At 72.9% G+C, this 22,802-nt stretch carries 20 protein-coding genes; 13 read left to right on the top strand and 7 right to left on the bottom strand.

Features of this window, described 5'->3' with window-relative positions:
• Positions 1–18 precede the first annotated feature (18 nt).
• A complete protein-coding gene (locus DEJ43_RS36190) occupies positions 19–1,620 on the bottom strand; it encodes an FAD-binding oxidoreductase (protein WP_015038419.1) in 1,602 nt (533 codons plus the stop codon).
• A 68-nt stretch (positions 1,621–1,688) separates the two neighbouring features.
• On the opposite strand from DEJ43_RS36190, the gene DEJ43_RS36185 reads away from it, so the two are divergent.
• From DEJ43_RS36185 to DEJ43_RS36160, 6 genes are all read left to right on the top strand, one after another.
• Entirely contained in the window at positions 1,689–2,324 is a 636-nt protein-coding gene (locus DEJ43_RS36185) for a TetR/AcrR family transcriptional regulator (RefSeq protein WP_041663286.1), read from the top strand.
• 184 nt (positions 2,325–2,508) lie between these two features.
• On the top strand, positions 2,509–3,120 hold the full coding sequence (locus DEJ43_RS36180) for a histidine phosphatase family protein (RefSeq protein ID WP_041663285.1): 612 nt from the start codon (positions 2,509–2,511) through the stop codon (positions 3,118–3,120).
• Positions 3,121–3,289: 169 nt separating this feature from the next.
• Entirely contained in the window at positions 3,290–4,222 is a 933-nt protein-coding gene (locus tag DEJ43_RS36175) for a tellurite resistance/C4-dicarboxylate transporter family protein (protein ID WP_015038416.1), read from the top strand.
• 392 nt (positions 4,223–4,614) lie between these two features.
• Positions 4,615–6,006 carry a globin domain-containing protein gene (locus DEJ43_RS36170; RefSeq protein WP_078508832.1) on the top strand — a complete coding sequence of 464 codons (1,392 nt, stop codon included), beginning with the start codon at positions 4,615–4,617 and terminating at the stop codon, positions 6,004–6,006.
• Positions 6,003–6,839, top strand: a complete 837-nt coding sequence (locus DEJ43_RS36165) for a pyridoxamine 5'-phosphate oxidase family protein (protein ID WP_015038414.1) — start codon at positions 6,003–6,005, stop codon at positions 6,837–6,839. Before DEJ43_RS36170 ends, DEJ43_RS36165 begins: the two co-directional genes overlap by 4 nt.
• 125 nt (positions 6,840–6,964) lie before the next feature.
• Positions 6,965–7,774, top strand: a complete 810-nt coding sequence (locus DEJ43_RS36160; RefSeq protein WP_015038413.1) for a polysaccharide deacetylase family protein — start codon at positions 6,965–6,967, stop codon at positions 7,772–7,774.
• A 122-nt stretch (positions 7,775–7,896) separates the two neighbouring features.
• Here DEJ43_RS36160 and DEJ43_RS36155 read toward each other — a convergent pair whose 3' ends face one another.
• From DEJ43_RS36155 to DEJ43_RS36145, 3 genes are all read right to left on the bottom strand, one after another.
• Complete coding sequence (locus tag DEJ43_RS36155; protein ID WP_041663283.1) at positions 7,897–8,697, bottom strand: bestrophin-like domain; 801 nt, start codon at positions 8,695–8,697, stop codon at positions 7,897–7,899.
• Between the two features lie 261 nt (positions 8,698–8,958).
• The gene (locus DEJ43_RS36150) at positions 8,959–9,840 is read right to left on the bottom strand and encodes a diacylglycerol/lipid kinase family protein (protein ID WP_015038411.1); all 882 of its coding nucleotides are present in this window, start codon (positions 9,838–9,840) and stop codon (positions 8,959–8,961) included.
• A gap of 61 nt (positions 9,841–9,901) precedes the next feature.
• A complete protein-coding gene (locus DEJ43_RS36145; RefSeq protein ID WP_015038410.1) occupies positions 9,902–11,497 on the bottom strand; it encodes an FAD-binding oxidoreductase in 1,596 nt (531 codons plus the stop codon).
• A gap of 74 nt (positions 11,498–11,571) precedes the next feature.
• Here DEJ43_RS36145 and DEJ43_RS36140 point away from each other — a divergent pair, with 74 nt between their 5' ends.
• Together DEJ43_RS36140 and DEJ43_RS36135 are read left to right on the top strand one after the other, a co-directional pair.
• Positions 11,572–12,171: a TetR/AcrR family transcriptional regulator gene (locus DEJ43_RS36140; RefSeq protein ID WP_015038409.1), complete on the top strand. Its 600-nt coding sequence runs from the start codon at positions 11,572–11,574 to the stop codon at positions 12,169–12,171.
• Entirely contained in the window at positions 12,168–13,736 is a 1,569-nt protein-coding gene (locus DEJ43_RS36135; RefSeq protein WP_015038408.1) for a glycerol-3-phosphate dehydrogenase/oxidase, read from the top strand. Before DEJ43_RS36140 ends, DEJ43_RS36135 begins: the two co-directional genes overlap by 4 nt.
• A gap of 65 nt (positions 13,737–13,801) precedes the next feature.
• On the opposite strand, the gene DEJ43_RS36130 is transcribed toward DEJ43_RS36135, so the two are convergent.
• From DEJ43_RS36130 to DEJ43_RS36120, 3 genes are all read right to left on the bottom strand, one after another.
• The gene (locus tag DEJ43_RS36130; RefSeq protein ID WP_015038407.1) at positions 13,802–15,115 is read right to left on the bottom strand and encodes an MFS transporter; all 1,314 of its coding nucleotides are present in this window, start codon (positions 15,113–15,115) and stop codon (positions 13,802–13,804) included.
• 122 nt (positions 15,116–15,237) lie between these two features.
• A complete protein-coding gene (locus tag DEJ43_RS36125; protein WP_015038406.1) occupies positions 15,238–16,407 on the bottom strand; it encodes an acyl-CoA dehydrogenase family protein in 1,170 nt (389 codons plus the stop codon).
• Positions 16,408–16,421: 14 nt separating this feature from the next.
• On the bottom strand, positions 16,422–17,978 hold the full coding sequence (locus tag DEJ43_RS36120) for an acyl-CoA synthetase (protein WP_041663281.1): 1,557 nt from the start codon (positions 17,976–17,978) through the stop codon (positions 16,422–16,424).
• Between the two features lie 113 nt (positions 17,979–18,091).
• Between DEJ43_RS36120 and DEJ43_RS36115 the strand changes: the two genes are divergently transcribed.
• The 5 genes from DEJ43_RS36115 (at position 18,092) to DEJ43_RS36095 (ending at position 22,751) form a co-directional block, all read left to right on the top strand.
• On the top strand, positions 18,092–18,718 hold the full coding sequence (locus DEJ43_RS36115; RefSeq protein ID WP_015038404.1) for a TetR/AcrR family transcriptional regulator: 627 nt from the start codon (positions 18,092–18,094) through the stop codon (positions 18,716–18,718).
• Between the two features lie 245 nt (positions 18,719–18,963).
• Positions 18,964–20,691, top strand: coding sequence for a M6 family metalloprotease domain-containing protein (locus tag DEJ43_RS36110; protein WP_015038403.1), 1,728 nt, complete (start codon positions 18,964–18,966; stop codon positions 20,689–20,691).
• Positions 20,688–21,524: a hypothetical protein gene (locus DEJ43_RS36105; protein WP_015038402.1), complete on the top strand. Its 837-nt coding sequence runs from the start codon at positions 20,688–20,690 to the stop codon at positions 21,522–21,524. The genes DEJ43_RS36110 and DEJ43_RS36105 overlap by 4 nt, the downstream gene beginning before the upstream one ends.
• The gene (locus DEJ43_RS36100) at positions 21,521–22,438 is read left to right on the top strand and encodes an MvdC/MvdD family ATP grasp protein (protein WP_015038401.1); all 918 of its coding nucleotides are present in this window, start codon (positions 21,521–21,523) and stop codon (positions 22,436–22,438) included. The genes DEJ43_RS36105 and DEJ43_RS36100 overlap by 4 nt, the downstream gene beginning before the upstream one ends.
• 4 nt (positions 22,439–22,442) lie before the next feature.
• Positions 22,443–22,751, top strand: coding sequence for a hypothetical protein (locus DEJ43_RS36095; protein WP_015038400.1), 309 nt, complete (start codon positions 22,443–22,445; stop codon positions 22,749–22,751).
• The last annotated feature ends 51 nt before the right edge of the window (positions 22,752–22,802 follow it).

Here is a 22,802-nt window from a genome sequence, read left to right as displayed (position 1 = left end):
GTAAGGCCGCGGCCCGGGTCAGTCCACCAGTACGCCCGGGTTGAGGATGCCGTGGGGGTCGAGGGTGGCCTTCGTCGCGCGGAGGGCGAGGGCGAAGGGGTGGGGGCGCTGGCGGTCGTAGGCCGGGCGGTGGTCGCGGCCTACGGCGTGGTGGTGGGTGATGGTCGCCCGGTGGCGGTGGAGCACCTCGCTCGCCACCGTCTTCAGCTCGTCCCAGAAGGCGACCTCCTCCCCCGGGCGGCCCGCGGCGAGGACGGTGAAGTAGGGTGCCGCGCCGTCCGGATAGACGTGTGTGAGGCGGCAGTTGACGGTGGCCGGATGGCCGGAGATCTTGAGGGCCGCTTCGCCGACGGTCCTGCGGACGTCCTCCACGAGGGCGGGGACGCGGTCCCAGGTGGCCGCCGTCTCGAAGGTTTCCGCGACGGCGCCCATCCGCGCCAGGCCGTCCCTGAGGTAGGGCATCTGCAGGAACGCCGACCGCCACGCGTTGACCGCCTCGTCGGCGGGGGCACCGGACTCGGACGGCTCGTGTCGGCCCCCGTGGGAGCGCGCCAGGTCGACGGCCTGTGCGAGCCGGGCGTCGACCGGGGCGTCGGCGGATTCGAAGCCCAGGACGAGGACGGCCGAGCCGTCCCGCGCGGCCCCGGCCAGCGCGGCCTCGCCGGAGTCGAGCAGCCGGCAGTTGGCGGGCGCGAGGTCGGACTGTGCGAGGGCGCGGACCGCCCCGAGCGCGGCGCCGAAGTCGGCGAAGGCGAGCGAGGCGGACGCCTTGTGGACCGGGCGGGCCTGAAGCCGTACCCATGCCTCGGTGATGACACCCAGCGCGCCCTCCGAGCCGAGGAACATCCGGTCCGGCGAGGGGCCCGCGCCCGAGGCGGGCAGCCGCCACGACTCCGCGATGCCGGCCGGGGTGACCACGCGCATCGACTGGACGAAGTCGTCGATGTGCGTGCGTCCCGTGGCGTAGTGGCCGCCGGCCCGGGTCGCGAGCCAGCCGCCGAGCGTGGAGAACTCGAAGCTCTGCGGGAAGTGCCGGAGCGTCAGGCCGTGCGGACGCAGCTGCTTCTCCAGGCTCGGTCCGAGCGTCCCCGCCTGGATGCGGGCGGCCCTGCCCTCGGGGTCGACTTCCAGTACCCGGTCCATCCTCGTCAGGTCGAGGGACAGCACCGCGCGATGGCGGTCGCCCCGGTATTCGACCCCGCCCACCACCGAGGACCCGCCGCCGAAGGGCACGACGGCGACCCGGTGTTCGCCGGCCCAGTCCAGGAGATCGGCCACCTCCCGCTCCCCCGTCGGGAACGCGACCAGGTCGGGGATCCGGCCCGGACGGCCGCGCAGGGCGCGCGCGATGTCGCGGTACGCCTTGCCCATCGCGTGGGCCGCGCGGTCGGCCGGATCGGTGCTGGTCAGCCGCGCCAGGCTGGCGGGGGGCTGGACGGCGGGTGCTCCGATGCCGAGGTCGGCGATTCGGGGGACGGGGAGCGGGCGGGCCAGCGTGCCGGGCAGCAGGGCGCCCATCGCCACGCACTCGGCGTCGTCGGGGTGGGCGCTCTCCCATCCCCAGCCCCACCAGGACCGGAGGGGAGCGGACGGAACCGACGGTGTGTTCGTGCGGGACATGCGCGCTCCTGAGGCCACGTGTGAGTGAATTTACCGAGAGGTAAATTACTTACTGATAATATCCACGCATGGCAACCCCCCGTTCGAAAGCCGGCACCAAGGGCGTCCCCCGGCACCTGCGTCGGCAGCAGATGCTGGAAGCCGCCACGGAAGAGTTCGGACGCCGCGGTTACGCCGCCGCCTCCCTCGCGGCCGTCGCGGAACGCGTCGGGGTCACCAAGACGCTGCTGCACCAGTACTTCGGCACCAAGGAAGACCTGTACATCGCCTGCCTGACGCCCGTCGGGGACAGCCTGCTCGACACGATCCGCACGGCCATGGGAGAGGAGGGAACCACCGCCGACACTCCCCTACGGGTGCTGCGCGGCATCTTCGTCACGCTGGAGGGACGCCGAGAGGCGTGGTTCGTCCTCTACGACCGCTCCCTGCCGCCCGGCGGCGAGGCCGCCCGCACCGCGGCGGCCTACTGGACGGCCATCGACGCGCTCGCGGCCGACGGCACCGCCGGACTGCTGCGCACCGCCGGATCCACCGACCCCCTGGACGCCGACGCGCTCCGCCACGTCTGGACGGACCTGGTCGGCACCCTCGTCCGCTGGTGGGTCAAGCATCCCGAGGAGACACCGGAGGCCATGACCCGGCGCTGTGCCCGCCTCTTCACCGTCGCCGCCGCACTCGCCGTCGACCCCGCGTCCCCCGCCTGACCGGAGGGCCCTGCGCGGAAGGGGGCCGGGACGCGTCGGGCGTGGCGGGCCGCGCCGGCCCCGACGACGCCGGTCGTGTTCTTGCGAACGGGGGTCCCGGCCGAGGTCTACCGTGGGGGTCCGGGCTCCGGGGTCGGTTCCGTACGCGTATCCCCTGCGGGTCGGCGAGAGGAGCAGCGCGGCCATGGGTGACCTTCTTCTGATCCGTCACGGCGCCACGGAGTGGAGCGCCTCGGGGCGGCACACCGGCCGCACCGATCTGCCGCTCACTCCGGACGGTGAGGCCGAGGCCCGTACGCTCGCCGCCTCCTTCTCGGGGCGCTCGTTCGCCTTCGTCCTGACCAGTCCGCTGCGCCGGGCCCGGCACACCGCCGAGCTGGCCGGGCTGCGCGGTGCCGTCGCCGACGAGGACCTCTGCGAGTGGGACTACGGCGGCTACGAGGGGCTGACCACCGCCCGGATCCAGCGGGACCGGCCCTCGTGGTCGCTGTGGCGCGACGGCGTGGCCCCGTACGCCGACGGCCGGCCCGGGGAATCCGCGGCGGACGTGGGCCGGCGCGCCGATCGGGTGCTGGCTCGGATCGCGCCGCTGCTCGCCGCCGCCGACCCCGGCACGGACGGTGTCGTGGTGGCCCACGCCCATCTGCTGCGCGTCCTCACCGCGCGCTACCTCGGGCTTCCGGCCTCCGAAGGGCGGCTGTTCCTGCTCACGACCGCGACGGTCGGACGCCTGTCGACCGAGCACGGCCTGCCCGTGATCGCGGGCTGGAACCAGCGGCCCGGCGTCAGTACGTGATCCGCCCCCGGCCGGGCCGGAAGAACCTGCCCTCCTTCAGGAGCAGCGCCCCCGGCTCACTCGTCGGCTCCCGCACGCCCGGCAGGCGTACCGGAACGGGCAACGGGCCGCTCCGACCGTGTGGCGCCGCCGACTGGCGGGACGCGCGGACCGGCGCTGCGATGGCTTCATGAGCGAGCGCAGCCCGTCCGGGTCGGCCGGTCGATGGGCCACTTTGCCGCCCGCGACCGGATCCGCGGTCATGGCGACCGGCATCCTGTCGGTCGGCCTGCACCTCACCGGGTTCGAACTGCTGTCGGTGGTGGCCCTGTGGCTGGCGTCGGCGCTGTGGCTGCTGCTCACGATCGGCTTCACGGCGCTGTTCCTCGGCGACCGGCGGCGCTGGCGGACGAGCGCCGGCACCCCTCCCGCGCTCACCGCCGTGGCCGCCACGACCGTGCTCGGCGTGCGCTACGAACTCCTCGGCTGGACACCGGTCGCGGTCGGGCTGCTCGTCCTCGCCGCGCTGGTGTGGCCGGTGCTCCTGATCGCCGTGCTGCGCCACCTGACACGGCGGGCGCCGGGCGCGGCGTTCCTGATCTGCGTGGCCACCCAGGGGCTCGCGGTGCTCTCCGCCGTGCTGGCGCCGACGTGCGGTGACTGGCTCGCGTGGGCGGCGCTCCCGCTCTTCCTGCTGGGGCTCGTGCTGTACGGCGACGCGTTGACCCGGTTCGACTTCGGGCAGGTCGTGAGGGGGGCCGGTGACCACTGGATCGCGGGCGGCGCGATGGCGATCTCGGCGCTCGCCGGATCCAAGCTGCTCGCCTCGGGCGTGTGGTCGGGCGGCGCGGAGACGGCGCTGCGGACGACGACGCTCGTCCTCCTGGCGCTCGACCTGATCTGGTACGTGGTGCTGCTGGGCGGCGAGATCGTCCGGCCGCGCCCGGGCTACGACCTGCTCCGCTGGGCCACGGTCTTCCCGCTCGGCATGACGGCGGTGGCGGCGCTCTCGACCTCGGCCGCGACGGGGGTGGGCTGGCTGGATTCGCTGGGCCGGGTACTGCTGTGGATCGCCGTCGCCGTCTGCCTCCTCACGGCGTACGGCTTCGCGCGCGCACGCTGACAGGACGCGCCCAGCCGGGTGGGCTTCGTGCGGAGTCCGGCGTTCGGGCCGCCTCCGGTCGCGCCGTCGTCGGCCTGTCCCCGATCTTGTCGGGCAGATGTGGAGAAGTTCTGGTCACCGCGTGACTATTCCGTCGGTGAATTCCTCGCGCGCGTCACACAGGAAACACCTTCAGACCTTCCCTACTCAATAGTAGATGCCCTCTGAACAGCCAAAACGCCGACTCTGGAGGGGCCGTCAAGCGAAACTCCGGAATTCAGGCGGTCGGGGTATGGTCGGGCCCGCTCATTCGTCCGAGTATTCGTCAAACCTCATGGGCGACAAGGAGAACCGGGCATATACAGCCCCCACGGGCGACAACCGACCAAAGACGTTCGAGGTGAGGCAGACCGATGGAAGCTCCGACCACCCCGTCGGGCGACGGCTACGGATACGGCTCCGGTGCCGGCGCCGGTGCCTCTGCCGCCGGCGGCGGTCAGGGCGGGGGCTGGTTCGTGCGAGGCCCGAAGGAAGCGCGCGTGCCCCGGCAACCCGGGCGACCGGAGACCGACCGGTCTGCCCCGGAATCCGCGCCCCGCCCGACGGAACGCCGCCCCGCCCAGAGCCCGGCCCCGGGCCCCGCACCGGCACCGGGCCCCGCACCGACACCGGCACCAGTCCCCTCCCCCACGGACCTGCTGCGTCGCACCATGGCCGAGATCGAACCGATCGCCGACCAGGTCACCTCGTACTTCTACGCGCTGCTCTTCCTCCGCCATCCCGCTCTGCGCGACCTCTTCCCCGCCGCGATGGACACCCAGCGCGACCGGCTGTTCAAGGCCCTGCTCACCGCCGCGACCCACGCGGACGACCCCGCCACGCTGACCCGGTACCTGACCCATCTCGGCCGCGGGCACCGCAAGTACGGCACCCTCCCCGAGCACTACCCCGCCGTCGGCGAGGCCCTGATCGGCGCCCTCACCCGCTACGCCCCCGAGACCTGGGGTCCACGGACCGAGGCCGCGTGGGTGAGCGCGTACACCACGATCTCCCAGATCATGATCGACGCGGCGACCGACGACGAACTCCGTGCGCCCGCCTGGTGGCAGGCGGAGGTGGTCGCCCACGTCATGCGCACCAAGGACGTCGCGGTCGTCACGGTCCGGCCCGACGGCCCCTACCCCTTCCTCGCCGGCCAGTACACGTCCGTGGAGACCCCCTGGTGGCCGCGGGTCTGGCGGCACTACTCGTTCGCCTCCGCGCCCCGGTCCGACGGACTCCTCTCCTTCCACGTCAAGGCCGTACCGGCGGGCTGGGTCTCCAACGCCCTCGTCCACCGCGCCCGCACCGGAGACGTCATCCGGCTGGGTCCTCCCGCCGGCTCCATGACCGTGGACCACACCAGTGACAACGGGCTGCTGTGTCTCGGCGGCGGCACCGGCATCGCGCCCATCAAGGCGCTCGTGGAAGACGTCGCCCAGCACGGCCGGCGCCGCTCCGTCGACGTGTTCTACGGCGCCCGCCGGGACCACGGCCTCTACGACATCGACACGATGCTCCGGCTTCAGCAGTCGCACCCGTGGCTCTCGGTGCGTCCGGTCGTCGACGACGGACCCGTCGGCCTGCTGTCCGGCGGAATCCCGCAGGCCGTGCGCGAGTTCGGCCCGTGGCACAGCCACGACGCCTACCTGTCCGGCCCGCCCGGCATGATCCGGAGCGGCGTCGACACCCTCGTGGGCATCGGCATACCCACCCACCGCATACGGCACGACGCCATCGAAGAACTGGTCGGGGCAACGACGTGAGCACTACTCCACACACCGGACAGCAGGGGACGGCGATCCTGCGCACGGTCCGACCCGGCAGTGACGGCGAACACCTCGTCCAGCAGCGCATGGGCACGACGGACCGCGCGGACCGCTTCTACGCCGACCAGGTCCTCGACCGGCTCAACGGCCGGATGCGCGAGTTCGTGAACCGGCAGGAGATGTTCTTCCTGGCCACCGCCGACCGGCACGGCGCGTGCGACAACACGTTCCGCGCCGGCCCGCCCGGCTTCCTGCAGGTCCTCGACGACACGACGCTCGCCTACCCCGAGTACCGGGGCAACGGCGTGCACGCCAGCCTCGGCAACATCGAGGAGAACCCGCAGGTCGGCATCCTCATGGTCGACTTCCTGCGGGACCGCATCGGGCTCCACGTCAACGGCCGGGCGGCGAGCGTGGCCGACGACGAGATGCGCCGCGCCCATCCCTGGCTGCCGGCCGACCAAGTCCCCGGCCGGCGGGCGCTGGTGTGGGTGGTGATCAGCGTCGAAGAGGCGTACATCCACTGCGCCAAGCACATCCCCCACCTCCAGAAGGCCCCCGCGCACGGTCACGGCCGCTCGTGGGGAACGGACGACTTCAAGCGCAAGGGCGGGGACTTCTTCGGAGCGGCCTCCGAAGCACCGGAGCGGGGCCCGTTCCTGCCGCCTCCCCGGCCGGACGCGGATGCGGCGACCTGGCGGGCGGAGGCGGAGAGGGTACTCGCACGGGCCGAGCGGTCCGTCCGCGGCGAAGGCACCGGCGGCGGGGCGGAATCACCCGCGGGGGCACCGCCGTTCAGCGGCTGGTTCAGGAGGAGCACCTCGGTCTGAGCCCCTGGCCCCGAGCTCCTCAACCGCACGTTTCCGATTCTTGACCAGGTCTGATGAAACCTTCCGGCCGCCTCGTCCGTCCCCCTAACCGGGAGAGCGTAGAGATCGGCGAGGAGTGGCAGGACATGGGCCTGAAGGGCAAGTACACCGCGCACATAGCCGTGGCGGCATCGGCGGTCGCGATCAGCCTGGCGGCGTGGGGCGCCACCGCGCTGACGGACACCGAGGCCGCCGCCCGCCCGGACGCGGGCCGGAGTGCGACCGGGCCCGAGGGGCAGGCGAAGGACCCGGCGGCGGGCCCGCCGCCGGTGGCGAAGGTGACGGTGCCCCAGTCGATCGCCCATGCCACCGAGGCGGGCGGGAAGAGCGTGAACATCACCATCGACGACGGCCCCGACCCGAAGTGGACGCCCAAGGTGCTGGAGGTTCTCAAGCAGCACGACGTCAAGGCGGTGTTCTGCATGGTCGGACCGCGGGCGCAGGAGTTCCCCGAGCTGGTCAAGCGGATCGTCGCGGACGGGCACCGCCTCTGCGACCACACCACGTCCCACGACACCGCGATGGACAAGAAGCCCGTCGCGTACCAGAAGCAGCAGATCCTGGACGCGAAGCGGATGATCGAGGAAGCCGCCGGGGGCGCGAAGGTGGAGTACTACCGGGCGCCGGGCGGCGCGTTCACGCCTGACAGCCGGCGGATCGCCGCCGAGGCGGGGATGCGGCCGCTGGGATGGAACGTGGACACCAAGGACTTCGAGAAGCCCGGCACGAACGCCATCGTCGGCACCGTCAAGAACGAGCTGTCGAACGGTCCGACGATCCTGTTCCACGACGGCGGCGGCGACCGCGGCCAGACCGTCGAAGCCCTCAAGCAGGTCCTCCCGTGGCTCAAGCAGCAGGGCCACACCTTCAGCTTCCCCGTACGCACCACCCCCTGAGGACCTGTCGGCGGGCCGGCCGGGAGACGGAAGCCGCACGGCTGACGTCCACCGGCGGGGTACGGGGGTGGCGTTCCGTCAGATCCTCGGCGGGCGCGGCGCTGTGACGCGGGTCTCCAGGGTCAGGCGGCCCGGCGGTTGCCCTCGTCGTCGCAGGGCAGGACGGCGGCCGGGTTGTGGGCGAGGACGTCGCGGGTGGCCTGCCGCTCCACCTCGCTGATCGCCGTGGGCTCCACGTTGATGATGCCGCCGAAGGGGCGGTCGACGTCCCGGATGACGATCAGCATCGCGGTCAGGAGTGCGGTGATCACCGTCAGGGTGATCAGCTGGCCGCGGTTGTTCTTCCGGGGCAGGCAGATGCCGAGCGCCAGCACGGTGATGAAGAGGGTGGCGAGCAGGAACCAGAAGATGGCGCTGGGGATGCTGGCGCTCGCCTGGGTGAGCCGTTCCTCGCGCTCGTCGGAGCGCTTGTTGTCGGCGCCGATCAGCATGCCGAAGACCGGCTTGCCCTCCAGGGTGCGGAACGTCACCCGGAAGTCCGTGGACCACACGCTGGGCGCCGACGATCCGTGCCCGTCCGACATGGCGGGCCATTCCTGCTCGCGTACGGCGCGGGCGTAGCAGACGGCGCCGGCCTGGATCCGCGCGCGCTGCGCATCGGGCGCGTACTCGGCGGTCTCCACGAGCTGGTCGAGGGCCCGGGCCTCACCGCGGGATGCGACTTCGGCTTTGCCGTACGAGCCGTTGGCGGTGACCAGGACGAAGGAGAGCAGCAGCACGGTCATCGTCAGCAGCGGGCCGACGAGGTCCTTGACGGCCATGCCCGTGTCGTCGTCCTCCTTGAGCAGCCGGGGCCGCAGCCAGCGGTTGGCGGCGAGACCCGCGAGCAGAGCCACGACGGCGACGACGATGACGAGGACCACGAGGGGCCACCTCCGGAGTTCGGTGGGGAGTTCCCCTGCTGTCGGCAGGGCGCCGCGATCATGTCGTGGCCTCCACCCCCGTCCGGCCGCTGAAACGATCACTCGCCTTCGAACGAGCGACTCACTTTCGCCCAGGTAGTGGCCTCACCCTGCTCGGCATCGGCATCGGCATCGGCTGCGCGCTCGTGGCGGCCGCCTCGCACGGCGCTCGACCGACGACCCGGTGCCTCCCGGTGCGCGGCTCGGTCGCGTGGGCTCCCGTCAGGACAGGACGCGGAGGGCCGCGGGCCTGACCTTGAGGGTCACCGGCAGGGTCGCGTCGACCTCGCCGTCCGCGCCGTACGGCAGGGGGCGGTCGGCTTCGATGCGGACCTCCTTGCCGCGCAGGATCTCGATCTGAGGGCGGTTCACGTGCGCGCCCGTCTTCAGCTCGTTCATCATGGCGAAGAAGAGACGTTTGGGTGCTTCCTTGATCACCACAATGTCGAGGAGGCCGTCGTCGACCCGCGCGCCGGGGGCGATGTTCCGCCCGAAGCCGTAGAAGCCGGAGTTGGCCGCGACCACGGTGTAGCCGGTGCGCTCGTGCCGGGTCCCGTCGATCGTGATGCGGTACGCGGCGGGCTTCCAACCGAGGACGGCCCGGAGGCCGCCCGCGTAGTAGGAGGCCGCGCCGCGCAGCAGACGGGAGGTGTTGGCGTGGCGGTTGGCCACCGCGTCGACGCCCGCGTACACGCTGCCGAGGACGTGGATGCCGGGGTGCTCGGCGGACGTCACCTCGATGGTGTCGACAGCCCGCGGTTCGCCGTCGAGCAGTACCTCGGCGAGGCCCTGGGCGTCGGTGGGGAGTCCGAGGGCGCGCGCGAAGTCGTTGCCTCGGCCGGCGGGGACCAGGCCGAAGACCGTGTCCGTGCCGCTGAGTGCGCCGCCCACGGTGCCGGCCATGCCGTCACCGCCGACGGCCAGCACGACGTGCCCCTTCGCCCCGGCCTCCCGGGCGAGCTCCCGTGCGTGTTCCAGGCTGCGGCTGTAGACGGTGTCGAGCCGCGCGCCCCCCTCCCGCAGCAGCCGGGCCAGCGGAAGCAGGCTCGCCGTGCCGCTGGAACCCCCTGCGGTGGGGTTGACGACGGCGGTGAACTGTCGCATGGATCTGGCCTCCGGGGGCGGCGGGAGAAGGAGTTCGGCGGGTGGGGATCAGCGGGTGGTGTCAGCGGAGGGGGATCAGGACCCCGGGGCTGAGGACGCCGGACGGGTCGATCTCGGCCTTGACGGCCTGGAGGATGCGGACGCCGAGGGGGCCGATCTCGCGGGCGTACCAGTCGCGGTGGTCGGTGCCGACACCGTGGTGGTGGCTGATGGTGCCGCCGGCCGCCAGGATCGCGTCGTTCGCCGCCTGCTTGACCGGCGCCCAGTGCGCGACGGCGTCCTCGCCCTGTGCGGAGACGACGGTGAAGTACAGCGAGGCGCCGTTCTCGTACGTGTGCGAGATGTGGCACATGACGAGCGGCGGGGTGCCGGCCTCGGTGAGGGTGTGGGTGAGCGCCTCGCGGACCGCCCGGTAGAGGCCGGGGATCGCGGACCAGAAGGCGGCCGTCTCCAGCGTCTCGGCGAACGCGCCGGCGTCGAGCAGCGCGTCGCGCAGGTAGGGCGCGTCGTAGCGGCCGTGCTGCCACTTGTCGCCGGCCTCCTCGCCGAGGAACTCTCCGTCGCAGGCGAGGAGGACCTCGCGGGCGGCGGCGCGGCGGGCGGTGGTGTCCGCCTCGGTGCCCTCGAAGCCGACGATGGCCATGCAGCCGGGGTTCTGCGGGAGTTCGGTGGTGCCGATGGCGTTCGGCTGCGCGAGTCCGATGAAGGTCTCGGACTCGTCCGACAGCCGCAGCACCGTGGGGCGCGGGCCGTCCTGGGCGAGTCGGCGCAGTGCCTCCGTGCCGGCCTCGAAGGAGGCGAAGCGCCAGCCTTCGTAGATCCGCTTCTCGGGCAGCGGGCGGATGCGTACGGTCACCGAGGTGATCACTCCGAGGGCGCCTTCGGAGCCGAGGAGTAGTTGGCGCAGGTCGGGACCGGCGGCGGAGCGCGGGGCGCGGCCGCTCCAGAGGGTGCCCTCGGGGGTGGCGACCTTCAGGCCGAGGACCATCTCGTCGAAGCGGCCGTAGCCGGCCGAGGCCTGGCCGCTGGAGCGGGCCGCGGCGAATCCGCCGATGGACGCCCATTCGTAGGACTGCGGGAAGTGGCCGAGCGTCCAGCCCCGCTCGTTGAGCAGCGCCTCGCACTGGGGGCCGCGCAGGCCGGGGTGCAGGGTGGCGGTGCGCGACACCTCGTCGAGGGCGAGGAGCTGGTCGAGGCGTCGCAGGTCGAGGGCGACGAACGGGCGCTTCGTGGTGGGCGCGAGGCCGCCGACGACGGAGGTTCCGCCGCCGAACGGGACGGCGGACAGGCCGTGGTCCGCGCAGGCCCGCAGGACGGCGAGGACCTCGTCGTGACCGCCGGGAAGGACGACGGCGGCGGGGATGTCGTCCACCTCGCCGGCGCGGATGCGCAGGAGGTCGGGGGTGGACTTGCCCCGGGTGTGCCGGATGCGGCTCTCGGTGTCGTCCCGCAGGCCGTCGGGGGCGGCGACGGCGGCGCGCAGCGCTTCCCTCGCCTCATCGGTGAGTGCCGGGGCGGGCACGTCGATGTCGGCGAGGGTGGCCGGGCCGTTCTCGCGCGGTGTGACGCCGAGCAGGTCCCGCAGCAGACCGGTCACCGATTCGGGCAGGGGTGCCGCCTTGGCCGGGTCGCCCCAGCCGCTCCACAACATGTCCACTTCGAGAGGTTCCTCACGGTCTGTTTCACGGACGGCGCTGCCGCTCGGCCCGCACTGGCATTACACTGTGACAGATGACGCCCATTCGTCACAACCATGCGGACGCAGATCCCGTACTCGACGCGGCACGCGACTGCGTGCTCGCCGTCGGCGTACGGCGAACCACCCTCACCGACGTCGCCCGGCGGGCCGGTGTGTCCCGGATGACGCTGTACCGACGCTGGCCCGACGTGCGGACCCTCGTCGGCGACCTGATGACCCGTGAGTGGATCTCCGTCGCCGCCGGCGCCATGCCGCCCGCCGACGACGACCTGCCCGAACGGGCCCGGATCGTCGAGGGGCTGGTGGCCGGAGTCGCCGCCTTCCGGTCCCACCCGCTGTTCCGGAAGATCCTCGACGTCGACCCCGAGCTGCTCCTGCCGTACGTCCTCGACCGGCGGGGCGCCAGCCAGGACGCCCTGCTCGGACTGCTCCTCACGGCACTGGAAGAAGGGCACGAGGACGGTTCCGTACGCCGCGCCCACCCCGAGGTGCAGGCCCGGTCGCTCCTGCTCGTCGTCCAGTCCTTCACGCTCTCGCTGCGCACCATGACCGACGAGCACGATCCCCGACTGAGCGAAGCCGCCTTCCTCGAAGAGCTGCGCACCCTGCTGGAGAGGACCCTCGCCCCATGAACCCCACGAGCAGCACCGCCCTGCCCGGCTCCTCGCTCCACGCCGAGCGGCGCCGGCGCGAACTGGACCGGCTCGCCGACGGCGACGTCGTCGACGTACTCGTCGTGGGGCTGGGCGCCACCGGCGCCGGAGCCGCGCTCGACGCCGCCACCCGCGGGCTCCGGGTCGCCGCGATCGACGCCCACGACCTCGCGTTCGGCACCTCCCGCTGGAGCTCCAAGCTGATCCACGGCGGGCTGCGCTACCTCGCGTCCGGGCAGCTCGACGTCGCCCACGAGAGCGCCGTCGAACGCGGCATCCTCATGGAGCGCACCGCCCCCCACCTGGTCCGCGCCCAGCCCTTCGTGCTCCCCCTCACCCCGCTCGTCAGCCGCGGCCAGGCCGCCCTCGCCCGCGCCGGGTTCGTCGCGGGCGACCTGCTGCGCGTCGGTGCCCGCACCTCGCGCCGCACGCTGCCGCAGCCGCGCACGCTGTCCGCCGTCGAGACCCGCCACCTCGCTCCGGCCCTGCGCCCCGTCGGCCTGCGCGGCGGACTGCTCTCCTGGGACGGACGGCTCTCCGACGACGCCCGCCTGGTGACCGCGATCGCCCGCACCGCGGCCGCCCACGGTGCCCGGGTCCTCACCCGCTGCCGGGCGCTGGAACTCCACGGCGACGGCGCCCTGGTGCGCGACGAGACCACCGGCCAGGAGCTGCGCGTCCGCGCCCGCACCGTCGTCAACGCGACCGGAGTGTGGGCGGGCGGCCTGATCGACGACATACGGCTCCGGCCCTCGCGCGGCACCCATCTCGTCCTGCGGTCGGAGACCCTCGGCCGGCTCTCCGCCGGACTGCACATCCCGATCCCGGGCGAGACCAACCGCTTCGTGCTCGTCCTGCCCCAGGGCGACGGGCGCGTGTACGTCGGCCTCACCGACGAGCCGGTCGACGGCGACGTCCCCGACGTCCCTGAGGTCCCCGAGACGGACATCGGCTTCCTCCTCGACGTCCTGGGGTCCGCGCTGGACGTCACCGTCCACCGCTCCGACGTGGCCGGGGCCTTCGCCGGACTGCGCCCCCTGCTCGACACCCGGGACCAGCAGGGCCGCACGGCGGACATCTCACGCAAGCACGCCGTGCTCACCTCGCCCGACGGCGTCGTCACCGTCGTCGGCGGCAAGCTGACCACGTACCGCCGCATGGCCCAGGACGCCGTCGACGCGGCCGTCGCCGTCCGCGGCCTGTCGGCCGGCGCCTGCCGCACCGCGTCCGTCCCCCTCGTCGGCGCGGCCCGCCCGCAGACCCTCGCCGGTCTCGACGTGCCACCGCGCCTCGTACAGCGCTACGGCTCCGAAGCCCCGGCCGTCCACGCCCTCGGCCTCGAGGACCCGGCCCTAGCCGAGCCCGTCGTGCCCGGCCACCCCGTCACGGGCGCCGAACTGGTGTGGGCGGTCCGCCATGAGGGCGCCCTCGACACCTCCGACCTCCTCGACCGCCGCACCCGCATCGGCGTGGTCCCGGAGGACCGCGCCCTCGCCGAAGCGGCGGCCCGGGACGCCCTCGCCCGTACGGCCCCGGCACACTGAACGGGCCCGGCCGACAGGGAGGGTGGACGCACCGGATCATGGAGGGGGCGCCGGGGCCGCCGTGCTCAGGCCGGCGGCCGTGACCCGGCTTCCTGGGCGATGCGGCGGGCGTCCCGCTCCGGGCGGATGGCCGTCAGGGCGAAGGCTCCGGCCGTGAGCATCACCGCGCCGGCGGCGACGAACGCGGTGGTGTAGCCGGCGGCCGGGGTCTGCGCCGTGTCGATGAGGTGGCCGGTGAGGAACGGTGCGACGAGCCCCGGCAGGGTTCCGACGCCGGCCACGATGCCGAAGACGGCGCCGCGCTGGGCGGGCGGGACGACCTCGGCGGTCGTCATGTAGTGGAGGGGGACGGCCACGGCGGTGCCGCCGAAGGCGCAGGCGACGAGTACCAGCCGCGGACCGGTGGCGTCGACGAACGGGAACGCCGTCATCGCGCATCCGGCCAGGACCACGGCGACGCTCTGGGCCGCCCCGCTGGACCAACGGCTGCTCACGCCACGGGATTTCAGCGCGTCCACGAACGGGCAGACCCCCAGCAGCAGCACCAGCCCGAAGCCCGATATGACGCTGATGGCGGTCGCCGAGGCCGCGGCGGACATGTCCAGCTGGGTCCTGAAGTACGCGGGCAGCCAGGCGTGGCTGAGGGACAGGGCCCACGCCGCCCCGAAGGCGCTGGCGATGCTGCCGAGCACCGTGCCGGTCAGCAGGATCCTCCGGTACGGCAGCCGGGGCCCGCCCGGTCCCGTGGCCGTGCGCTCGTGGTCGTACGGGCCGTCGTGTCCGACCCGCCACCACAGCAGTGCCCAGAGGGCGCTGACGGCGGCCAGGACGGCGTAGGCCGAACGCCAGCCGAAGCCGTCGATCAGCCAGGTGACGACGGGCGCCGCGATGAGCGTGCCCAGGGCCGCGCCGCCGATCTGGAGGGCGGAGGGCAGGGCGCGGCGTTCCGGCGGGAACCACTTGTACAGGGCGTGCATGGACATGGACGCCGCCGGCCCTTCGGCGGCGCCGAGCAGGATGCGGCCGGCCATCAGCGTGGGGACGGACGCCACCAGCAGGACCGGGAGTTGGGCGACGGCCCACAGCACGGTCATGACGAACAGCAGGACGCGGCTGGAGATCCGGGTGGAGAGGAACCCCACGAGGAGTCCGGCAACACTGAAGAGGAAGAAGAAGGAGCTGGAGATCAGGCCGTAGGTGCTGTTGCTGAGGCCGAGTTCCGTCATGACGGGCACGGCGGCGAGGCCGAGGACCGACTTGTCGGCGTAGTTGACGACCATGAAGGCCACGATCATCGCGGTGACCAGCCAGGCTCTGCGACGGTCCGCCGCCGGTGCGGCGACGGGCCGGGACCGCGTGATGAGGGTACGGGGTGTCATGGGGCGACTCCTGCGGGTGCGGGTGGGGCAGGGGGTCGTACGGGTGGGCGGTCGTCCCCCGTGGCCGGGGGCCCCGCTCGCCGGAGCGGGGCCCGGCACCGCCCTGGGCGCCAGGGGGTGGGTCAGACGAGGCCCTTGGCGATGGCGTTCTTGTGGATCTCGGTGGTGCCGGTGACGATCCGGAACATCCGCAGGCTGCGGAAGATCTGCTCGACCTCGTGTCCGCGGGTCAGGCCGGCCTTGCCGTGGATCTGGACCGCCTGGTCGGCGGCCCGGAAGCACGCCTCGGAGGTGAAGAGCTTGCACATGTTGGCCTCGACGGAGATGTCGTCGCCCCGGTCGGCCTTCACGGCGGTGGCCGTCACCATCGAGCGGGCCGCGTAGATCTCGGTGGCCATGTCGGCGATCTTGTGCTGGATGGCCTGGTGGGCGAGGAGCGGCCGGCCGAAGACGACGCGGTTCATGGCGTACTCCACCGACAGGTCCCAGGCGCGGCGGGCCGCGCCGATGAGGGAAGGGCAGTGGAGCAGGCGGTTGAGGGTGATGCGGCCGATGCCGATGCGCAGGCCCTGGCCGATCTCGCCGAGGAGGTTCGCGGCGGGGACGCGGCAGCTCTCGAAGAGGAGGTCGCCTTCCATCTGCTGCCCCGACATGGGGACTTCGCCGTCCAGGACGGTGCAGCCCGGGGTGTCGAGGTCGACGAGGAAGGCGCTGTACGTGTCCTCCTCGCCGGCCATGCGGGCGACGACGACGGCGAAGTCGGCGAACGGGGCGGCGGAGGAGAAGACCTTCTTGCCGTTGAGGACGTAGCCGTCGCCGTCCGGGGTGGCGGTGGTCGTCATCCGGCGTACGTCCGAGCCCGCGTCCTCCTCGGTGAGGGAGAAGCAGCAGGCCCGTTCGCCCCGGACGACGGGCATGAGGTAGCGCTCCCGCTGCTCCTCGGTGGCGTACTTCACGATCGCGCCGACGCGCAGCGGCCCGCCCATGTCACCGAGGACGGAGTGGGAGAGGGCGGCGCCGGAGGCGGTCAGTTCCTCCTTGAGGGCGCACAGTTCGGCGAAGCCGATGCCCTGCCCGCCCAGCTCCGGCGGCAGGCTGACGCCGTAGAAGCCGAGTTCCGCGCTGCGCTTCCAGACGCGTTCGAGGGTGGCGCGGTCGAGCGGGGTCTCCGGGGTGATCCCGTGCTCGCGCTCGTACGGGAGGAGTTCGTCACGCAGGTAGGTGCGCAGCCGGACGACGAGTTCCTGGAGGCGGGGGTTCTCGTCGTAGGAGGGTTCGAGGGTGAAGGGCATGGCGGGGTTCCTGTTCAGTTGACGCGGCGCGCGGCGCCCGCCCAGTAGGGGTCGCGGACGGCGCGGCGGTCGATCTTGCCGTTGGGGTTGTGGGGCAGGGCCGTGACGAAGTCGACGGAGCGCGGCTTCTTCATGCGGGCCAGGTGTTCGGCGCAGAAGTCGATGAGGTCGGTCTGCGTGAGGACGGCGCCGTCGCGCGGGACGACGACGGCCTTGACCGCCTCGCCCCACCGCTCGTCGGGAACGCCGACGACGGCGGCCTCGTAGACGTCGGGGTGCTGCTGGAGGACGGACTCGACCTCGACGGCGTAGATGTTGAATCCGCCGGAGACGATCATGTCCTTCTTGCGGTCGACGATGAAGACGTAGCCGTCCGCGCGGCGGCGGGCGAGGTCTCCGGTGTGGAACCAGCCGTCCCGGAAGGACTCCGCCGTCAGGGCCGGCTCGTTGTGGTAGCCGGGCACGACATCGGGCCCGCGGACGGCGATCTCGCCGATCTCTCCGTCGGCGACGGGCTTTCCGTCGTCGTCGACGATGACGACCTCGGCCTCGGCGAGCGGGCGGCCGCAGGACAGCAGCAGCTCTTCGTCCTCGCCTTCGATGGCGCGCCGGTGGTCCTCGGTGGAGAGGAACAGGACGCCGGAGGTCGTCTCGCCGCATCCGTATCCCTGGGAGAGGACGGGTCCGAAGAGCTCCCAGGCGGCCCGGATGCGGGCCGGGGCCATCGGCGCGGCGCCGTAGGTCAGCTGACGCAGACTGGAGAGGTCGTGGTCGCGGGCGGTCGGCAGGGCGAGCACGGTGTTGACCATGGTCGGCACGACGAAGGCGTGGGTGGCGCGCTCGCGCTCGACGGTGGCGAGGAACTCCTCGGCGTCCCAGCGGGGCAGTACGACCGCGCAGCCGCCGGCGAAGAAGATGCCCATCAGCGGCATGCCCGAGGCGTGGGTGACCGGCCCGGCCAGGATCTGCCGGCTGCCGGGGCCGACCCGGGTGTCGGCGCCCATCGTCGACTTGCGCATCAGGGCGAGCCTGTTGCCGTACGTCTGGACCGCCGCCTTGAGTTTTCCGGTGGAGCCGGAGGTGAAGTGCAGGACGGCGGTGTCGTCTTCGGCGCATTCGGTCTCGACGGGTTCCGGTTCGGTGGCGGCGAGGGTCTCGGCGTAGCCCGGGCCGAGGTCGCAGGGGCCGTCGTAGCCGAGGACGGTCGTCACGCCCGAGCCGGGCACCACCGCGCGGGCGGTGTCCAGGTGGGCGGCGTCCGTCAGCAGGACCCGGGCATCGGACTCGGCGAGCAGGTGCGCCACCTCGGTCGCGCCCAGTCGGGCGTTGATCGGTGCGCGGGCGAGGCCCGCCTTGTAGAGGGCGACCTCCGTGACGACCAGTTCGGCCCGGTTGCCGGCGAGGGTCGCCACGCGGTCGCCCCGGCGAAGGCCGAGTGCGCGCAGCGCCGTCGCGAGCCGGTCGCTGTGGTCGTCGAGTTCCGCGTACGTCAGCCGTACGGGTCCGCAGACCACGGCCTCGGCGTCGGGTTGGTGGCCGGCGGTCCGGCGCACATATCGCCCGAGGTTCATCACACCTCCAGAGTTTCCGAACAGTGTGTTCGGTATCAATCTTGGTGTGCGGCAACGTACGGGCAACGCTAGGGTCAGGTCAACGGTTCGAAGGAGAAGGAAGCGAAGTGGACATGAAGCCCGCGGGAGACCGCCGCGTCCGCAGGACACGGGCCGCACTGCGCCAGGCCCTGGTCGAACTGGTCCTGGACAAGGGGTTCCACGCCGTGACGGTCGAGGAGGTCACCGAACGCGCCGACGTCGGCCGCGCCACCTTCTACGCGCACTACCGCGACAAGGAGGACCTCCTGGTCGGGATCGTCCGCGACCTCGCCGAGGACCGCGAGCGCCTCCTGCCGGCCGTCCGGCAGGCGCACGCCGAGGGGTTCACGGGCCTGCCGGTGAAGTACGTCTTCGAACACGCCGAACAGGAGAAGCCCGTCTACCAGGTCATCCTGCGGGGCGAGGGCGACGGCCGGGCCCTGCGCGAGTTCACCGACCTGATCCGCACGCACGCCGAGGCGGCCTTCCGCGCGCGAGTGGCACAGCTCGGGGTGACGCCGCGGATCCCCCTGGACGTGGTCGCCCGGGCCTGGACCGGCGAACTCATCGCGCTGCTCACCTGGTGGGTGGAGAACGACACCGGCTACAGCGCCGCCGAGATCACCGCCCATCTGCGCGACCTATCGGTCTACGGCCGCGTCTGGGCCACCGGACTCACCCCGTCCGACGCCCCGGGAGCCCTCGACCTCACGCCCTGACCCCGCCGCGCGCCTGCACGGGGCCTCAGTCGTGGTCGCGTTACCAGACAGACTGTACGGTAAAGGCCCGATGGACCGGACGGGGAACGGGGAGTGCGGGGGCGCGCGGCGGCGCCTTCGGGTGGGTGCGCGCGCCGACCATGGGAGCGCATATGCCGAGGGCTCGTTCGTCGGGCGCGCTCCCTCAACGAGCGACGGCTACCTTGGTGACGGAAAGCAACGGACCATCACTCTCAGGAGTCGCCATGGCCGATCGTGCCGCCGCCTCTTCCCCGTTCTGCGCCGTCGCGCCAAGCCCGGAGCTGCGCCAGCGCATGCTGGACGAACTCGAGCAGGTGCGGGGTGGCCCCGGGGAGCTCACCAGCCTGCTCGGTTTCACCAGCCCGCCCACGCCCCTGGGCTTCGACGACGGAACCATCTTCCCCCCGGAGGCGTTTCCGGCGGGAACCCCCCGCTCCACCATCAGCGCGGCGGCGGCCGACCGGGCCCCGCTGCGCGGCGCCATCAGGGTGATCGTCGTCCTGGTGGACTTCTCGGACCAGCCGATGGCGAAGTCCGCGGCGGACATCGACCGGCTGTTCTTCTCGCTCGGCTCGATGCCGGACGGCAGCGTGCGCGAGTACTACCGCGAGGTCACCAACGGCCTGGTGGACCTCGTCGGCGAGGTGCACGGACCGTACCGCATGCCGGAGACCATGGACTGGTACGCGGCCGGCACCTTCGGCATCGGCAGGCCCGTCCCGCCGTTCCGGTCACCGGAGATGGCGGCGTCCGCCGCGCAGGCCGCCGACGCGTCCGTGAACTTCGCGCCGTTCGACAACGACGGCAACGGCTACGTCGACGCCTTCGTCGTGGTGCACTCCGGGCCCGCCGCCGACCAGAGCGGAAAGCCGTTCCACATCTGGTCGCACAAGGCGACCCTGCCGTCCGTGCACCAGACCGACGGCACGAACATCTACGGCTATCTGACCATCTCCGAAGAGGCGAAGATCGGCGTCTGCGCGCACGAACTCGGCCATCTGCTCTTCGGTTTCCCCGACCTCTATGACACGGACGACACCTCCGAGGGCGTCGGCATGTGGTGCCTGATGGGAGCCGGCTCCTGGGGCGGCGGTGGAGACCGCCCCACGCATCCGTCCGCCTGGTGCAAGGTCAACCAGGGCTGGGCCACCACCAAGATCGTCACGAGTGGCGGCGACGAGTCCTTCCCGGACGTGAAGTCCAGCCAGACCGTCCACCGGCTCTGGAAGGACGGCGCGGGCGGCAGCGAGTACTTCCTGCTCGAGAACCGCCAGCGGACCGGGTACGACGCCTCGCTGCCGGGAGACGGGCTGCTGATCTGGCACATCGACGAGAACCAGCCGAACAACCGGGACGAGAACCACTACAAGGTCGGCCTGGTGCAGGCCGACGGCCTGCGCAACCTCGAACTCAGACAGAACCGCGGCGACGACGGAGACCCCTACCCCGGAACCAGCGGCAACACCACCTTCACCTCCTCCAGCTCACCCGCGTCGCGCACCTTCGCGGGCGCCAAGTCCTGCGTCTCCGTCACCCGGATCTCGCCGTCCGCGGCGACCATGACGGCCACCTTGGCGGTCTCCTGCGGAAAGGAACCCGTCAAGGAGCACAAGGAGTGGAAGGAGCCGGCCAAGGAGCACAAGGACTGGAAGGAGGTCAAGGACGACTGGGACAACCCTCCGGACGTGTCGGCCCCACGATCGAGGGGCGGGGCGGGCGACCCCACCGCCGCCGCCATCCACGACCTGCGGACCCGGCTCACCGCCCTGGAGCGGTCCGTGGGCGGCGCCGGGGGCGCGGGCGAGCACACGGAGCCGTTCATCGGCGCCGAGCTCCGGCCCGACCTGGTCGGCGGACCACGGTACGGAGCGGGCGCGGAGGCCCTGCGGGAGGCCGTCGAGGCCGGCGACGCGCAGGCCAAGCGGGTGTACGACAGTCTCCCCCCGCAGTGAGCGGAAGCATTCTCCTCCTGGCCGCTCCCGAGGACGGCGGCGCGGCGGCGGTGGCCCGCGCGCTGTCGGCCCGGGGCGGCCACGGCGTAGTCCTGGTCCTCACGCCCGCCGAACTCGCCCGCGCTCGGTGGAGCCACCGGGTGACCCGCGCGGGCGTGGCCGCCACCCGGATCACCCTGCCCACCGGCCGGGTCCTCGACGACCGGACCGTCGGCGCGGTGCTGAACCGGCTGCCGGGCACGCCGCCCGCCACGAGAACCGCGGACGGCCCCCGCGCCAAGGACGCCCAGTACGCGCACAGCGAGCGGCAGGCCCTGGTCGCCAGCTGGCTGCTGTCCCTGGCGCCCCGGGTGATCGGCCTGGTCGACGCGTACGGAACCGCCCACGGCACCGTCTCCCCCACGACGGCGCTCGTGCACGCCGAACGGTGCGGCCTGCCGGTGGCCCGGCGCGGCGGGGCGACCCGCGGCGGCCTGGTCGGCCCGCCCGACCCCGGGGAACGGCACGTGCCGCGCCTCGCGTGGCCGGGCGGCCCCGGATCACCGGTCCCGGTCGACGTGCTGTCGGTGGCGCCGGCGGGATACCGCGACACCCTGCTCGTCGCCGGGGACCGGGTGATCGGTCCCCGGGCCGGCGAGCACGGCGAGCGCTGCCTGCGCCTCGCCGACGTGCTCGGCACACGGCACTTCGAGCTCCGGTTCGCGCCCCGCGCGACCGGAGCCGTGGTGACCGACGTGCGTCTGTGCCCGCGGCTGGACGACCCGCCGCACGTCGAGGCCACCGCCGCCCTCCTGGTGGCCGTCGCAGACCAGCCCACGAGGAGGACCGAGTGATCCTGTTCTTCGGCCGTACGGACGACGCGCCGCTCACCCGCGCGATCGGCGCCGCGCGGGACGCCGGCCTGCGCCACCTGGTGATCGACCAGGCCCGCACCGCCCGGTACGACCTCGTGGTCGGTACGGACGCCCTGGACGCCCGGTTGACCGTCGAGGGGACGCGGGTGCCGCTCGGGGAGGTGTCGGCCGTGTACGCCCGCCCGCTGGAGCCGCCGGACGACGCGGACCCGGCGGCCCGGGCACGGGCTGCGGCGTTCCAGGAGTGGTTCGTGGGCTGGCTCGACACGGCCCCGGCCGTCGTGGTCAACCGGCCCCGCGCCATGGGCTCCAACGCCTCCAAGCCCTACCAGGCCCAGCTCATCGGGCGCTGCGGATTCGCCGTACCGGAGACGCTGGTCAGCGACGACCCCGAGGAGATCCTCGCGTTCCGCGCCCGGCACGGCCGGATCGTCTACAAGTCGGTGAGCGCGATCCGTTCCGTCGTCACGGAGTTCACGGCGGCGGACGAGAACCGACTTGCGCTCGTCCGTGGGCTCCCGACCCAGTTCCAGGCGTACGTGCCGGGCCAGGACGTCCGCGTCCACGTCGTCGGCACGGACACGTACGCCGCCGCCGTCGACAGCGACGCGATCGACTACCGGTACCCCGGCCGGGACGGACGGTCCGTCCGGCTCGCCCCGTACGACCTGCCCCCGGAGACGGCCCGGCGCTGCGTGGAACTCGCGGCGGCGCTCGGCCTGCCGCTCGCGGGCGTCGACCTGCGCCGCACCCCCGACGGTTCGTGGGTGTGCTTCGAGGTCAATCCGATGCCGGCGTACAGCTATTACGAGGCGCACACCGGCCTGCCCATCGCCTCGGCCCTCGTCGCCCACCTCGCGGGCCGTGGGGCCGCCGTGCCCGTGGGGGTGTGAACAGGTGGTCCAGTCGGTCGAGAACCGCACCGCGCTGTCGCTCCGGCTCCTCGCCCGGAGCACCCACCCGCGGCTCGACGAGTGGGACCTGGTCACGTGCCAGGTCCTGGCCGCCGTCCCCGTCCCGGGCATGGCCGATCTGATCTCCGCCAACCTCACGGGCTCCCCGCTGGACCTGGGCGTCCGGCGTGAGCTCCTCCAGGGCGTGGTGCTCGGGGCGATCCTCCATCTCCGGGCGAGCCTCGGCTCCTCGGGCGACATCCTGGCGGAGCCCCACCCGGCGGCCGGGGACTTCCGCGTCGAGCGGTCCTGACTCCGGGGGACGCCCAGGGGTGCCGCGCGGACACCTGACCCGGTGCGCGGT

It is taken from the genome of Streptomyces venezuelae ATCC 10712 (assembly GCF_008639165.1).
GTDB classification, from domain to species: Bacteria; Actinomycetota; Actinomycetes; order Streptomycetales; family Streptomycetaceae; genus Streptomyces; species Streptomyces venezuelae.
The sequence above is the reverse complement of the archived record's forward strand: the minus strand, read 5'-3'. Positions and strand labels throughout refer to the sequence as shown.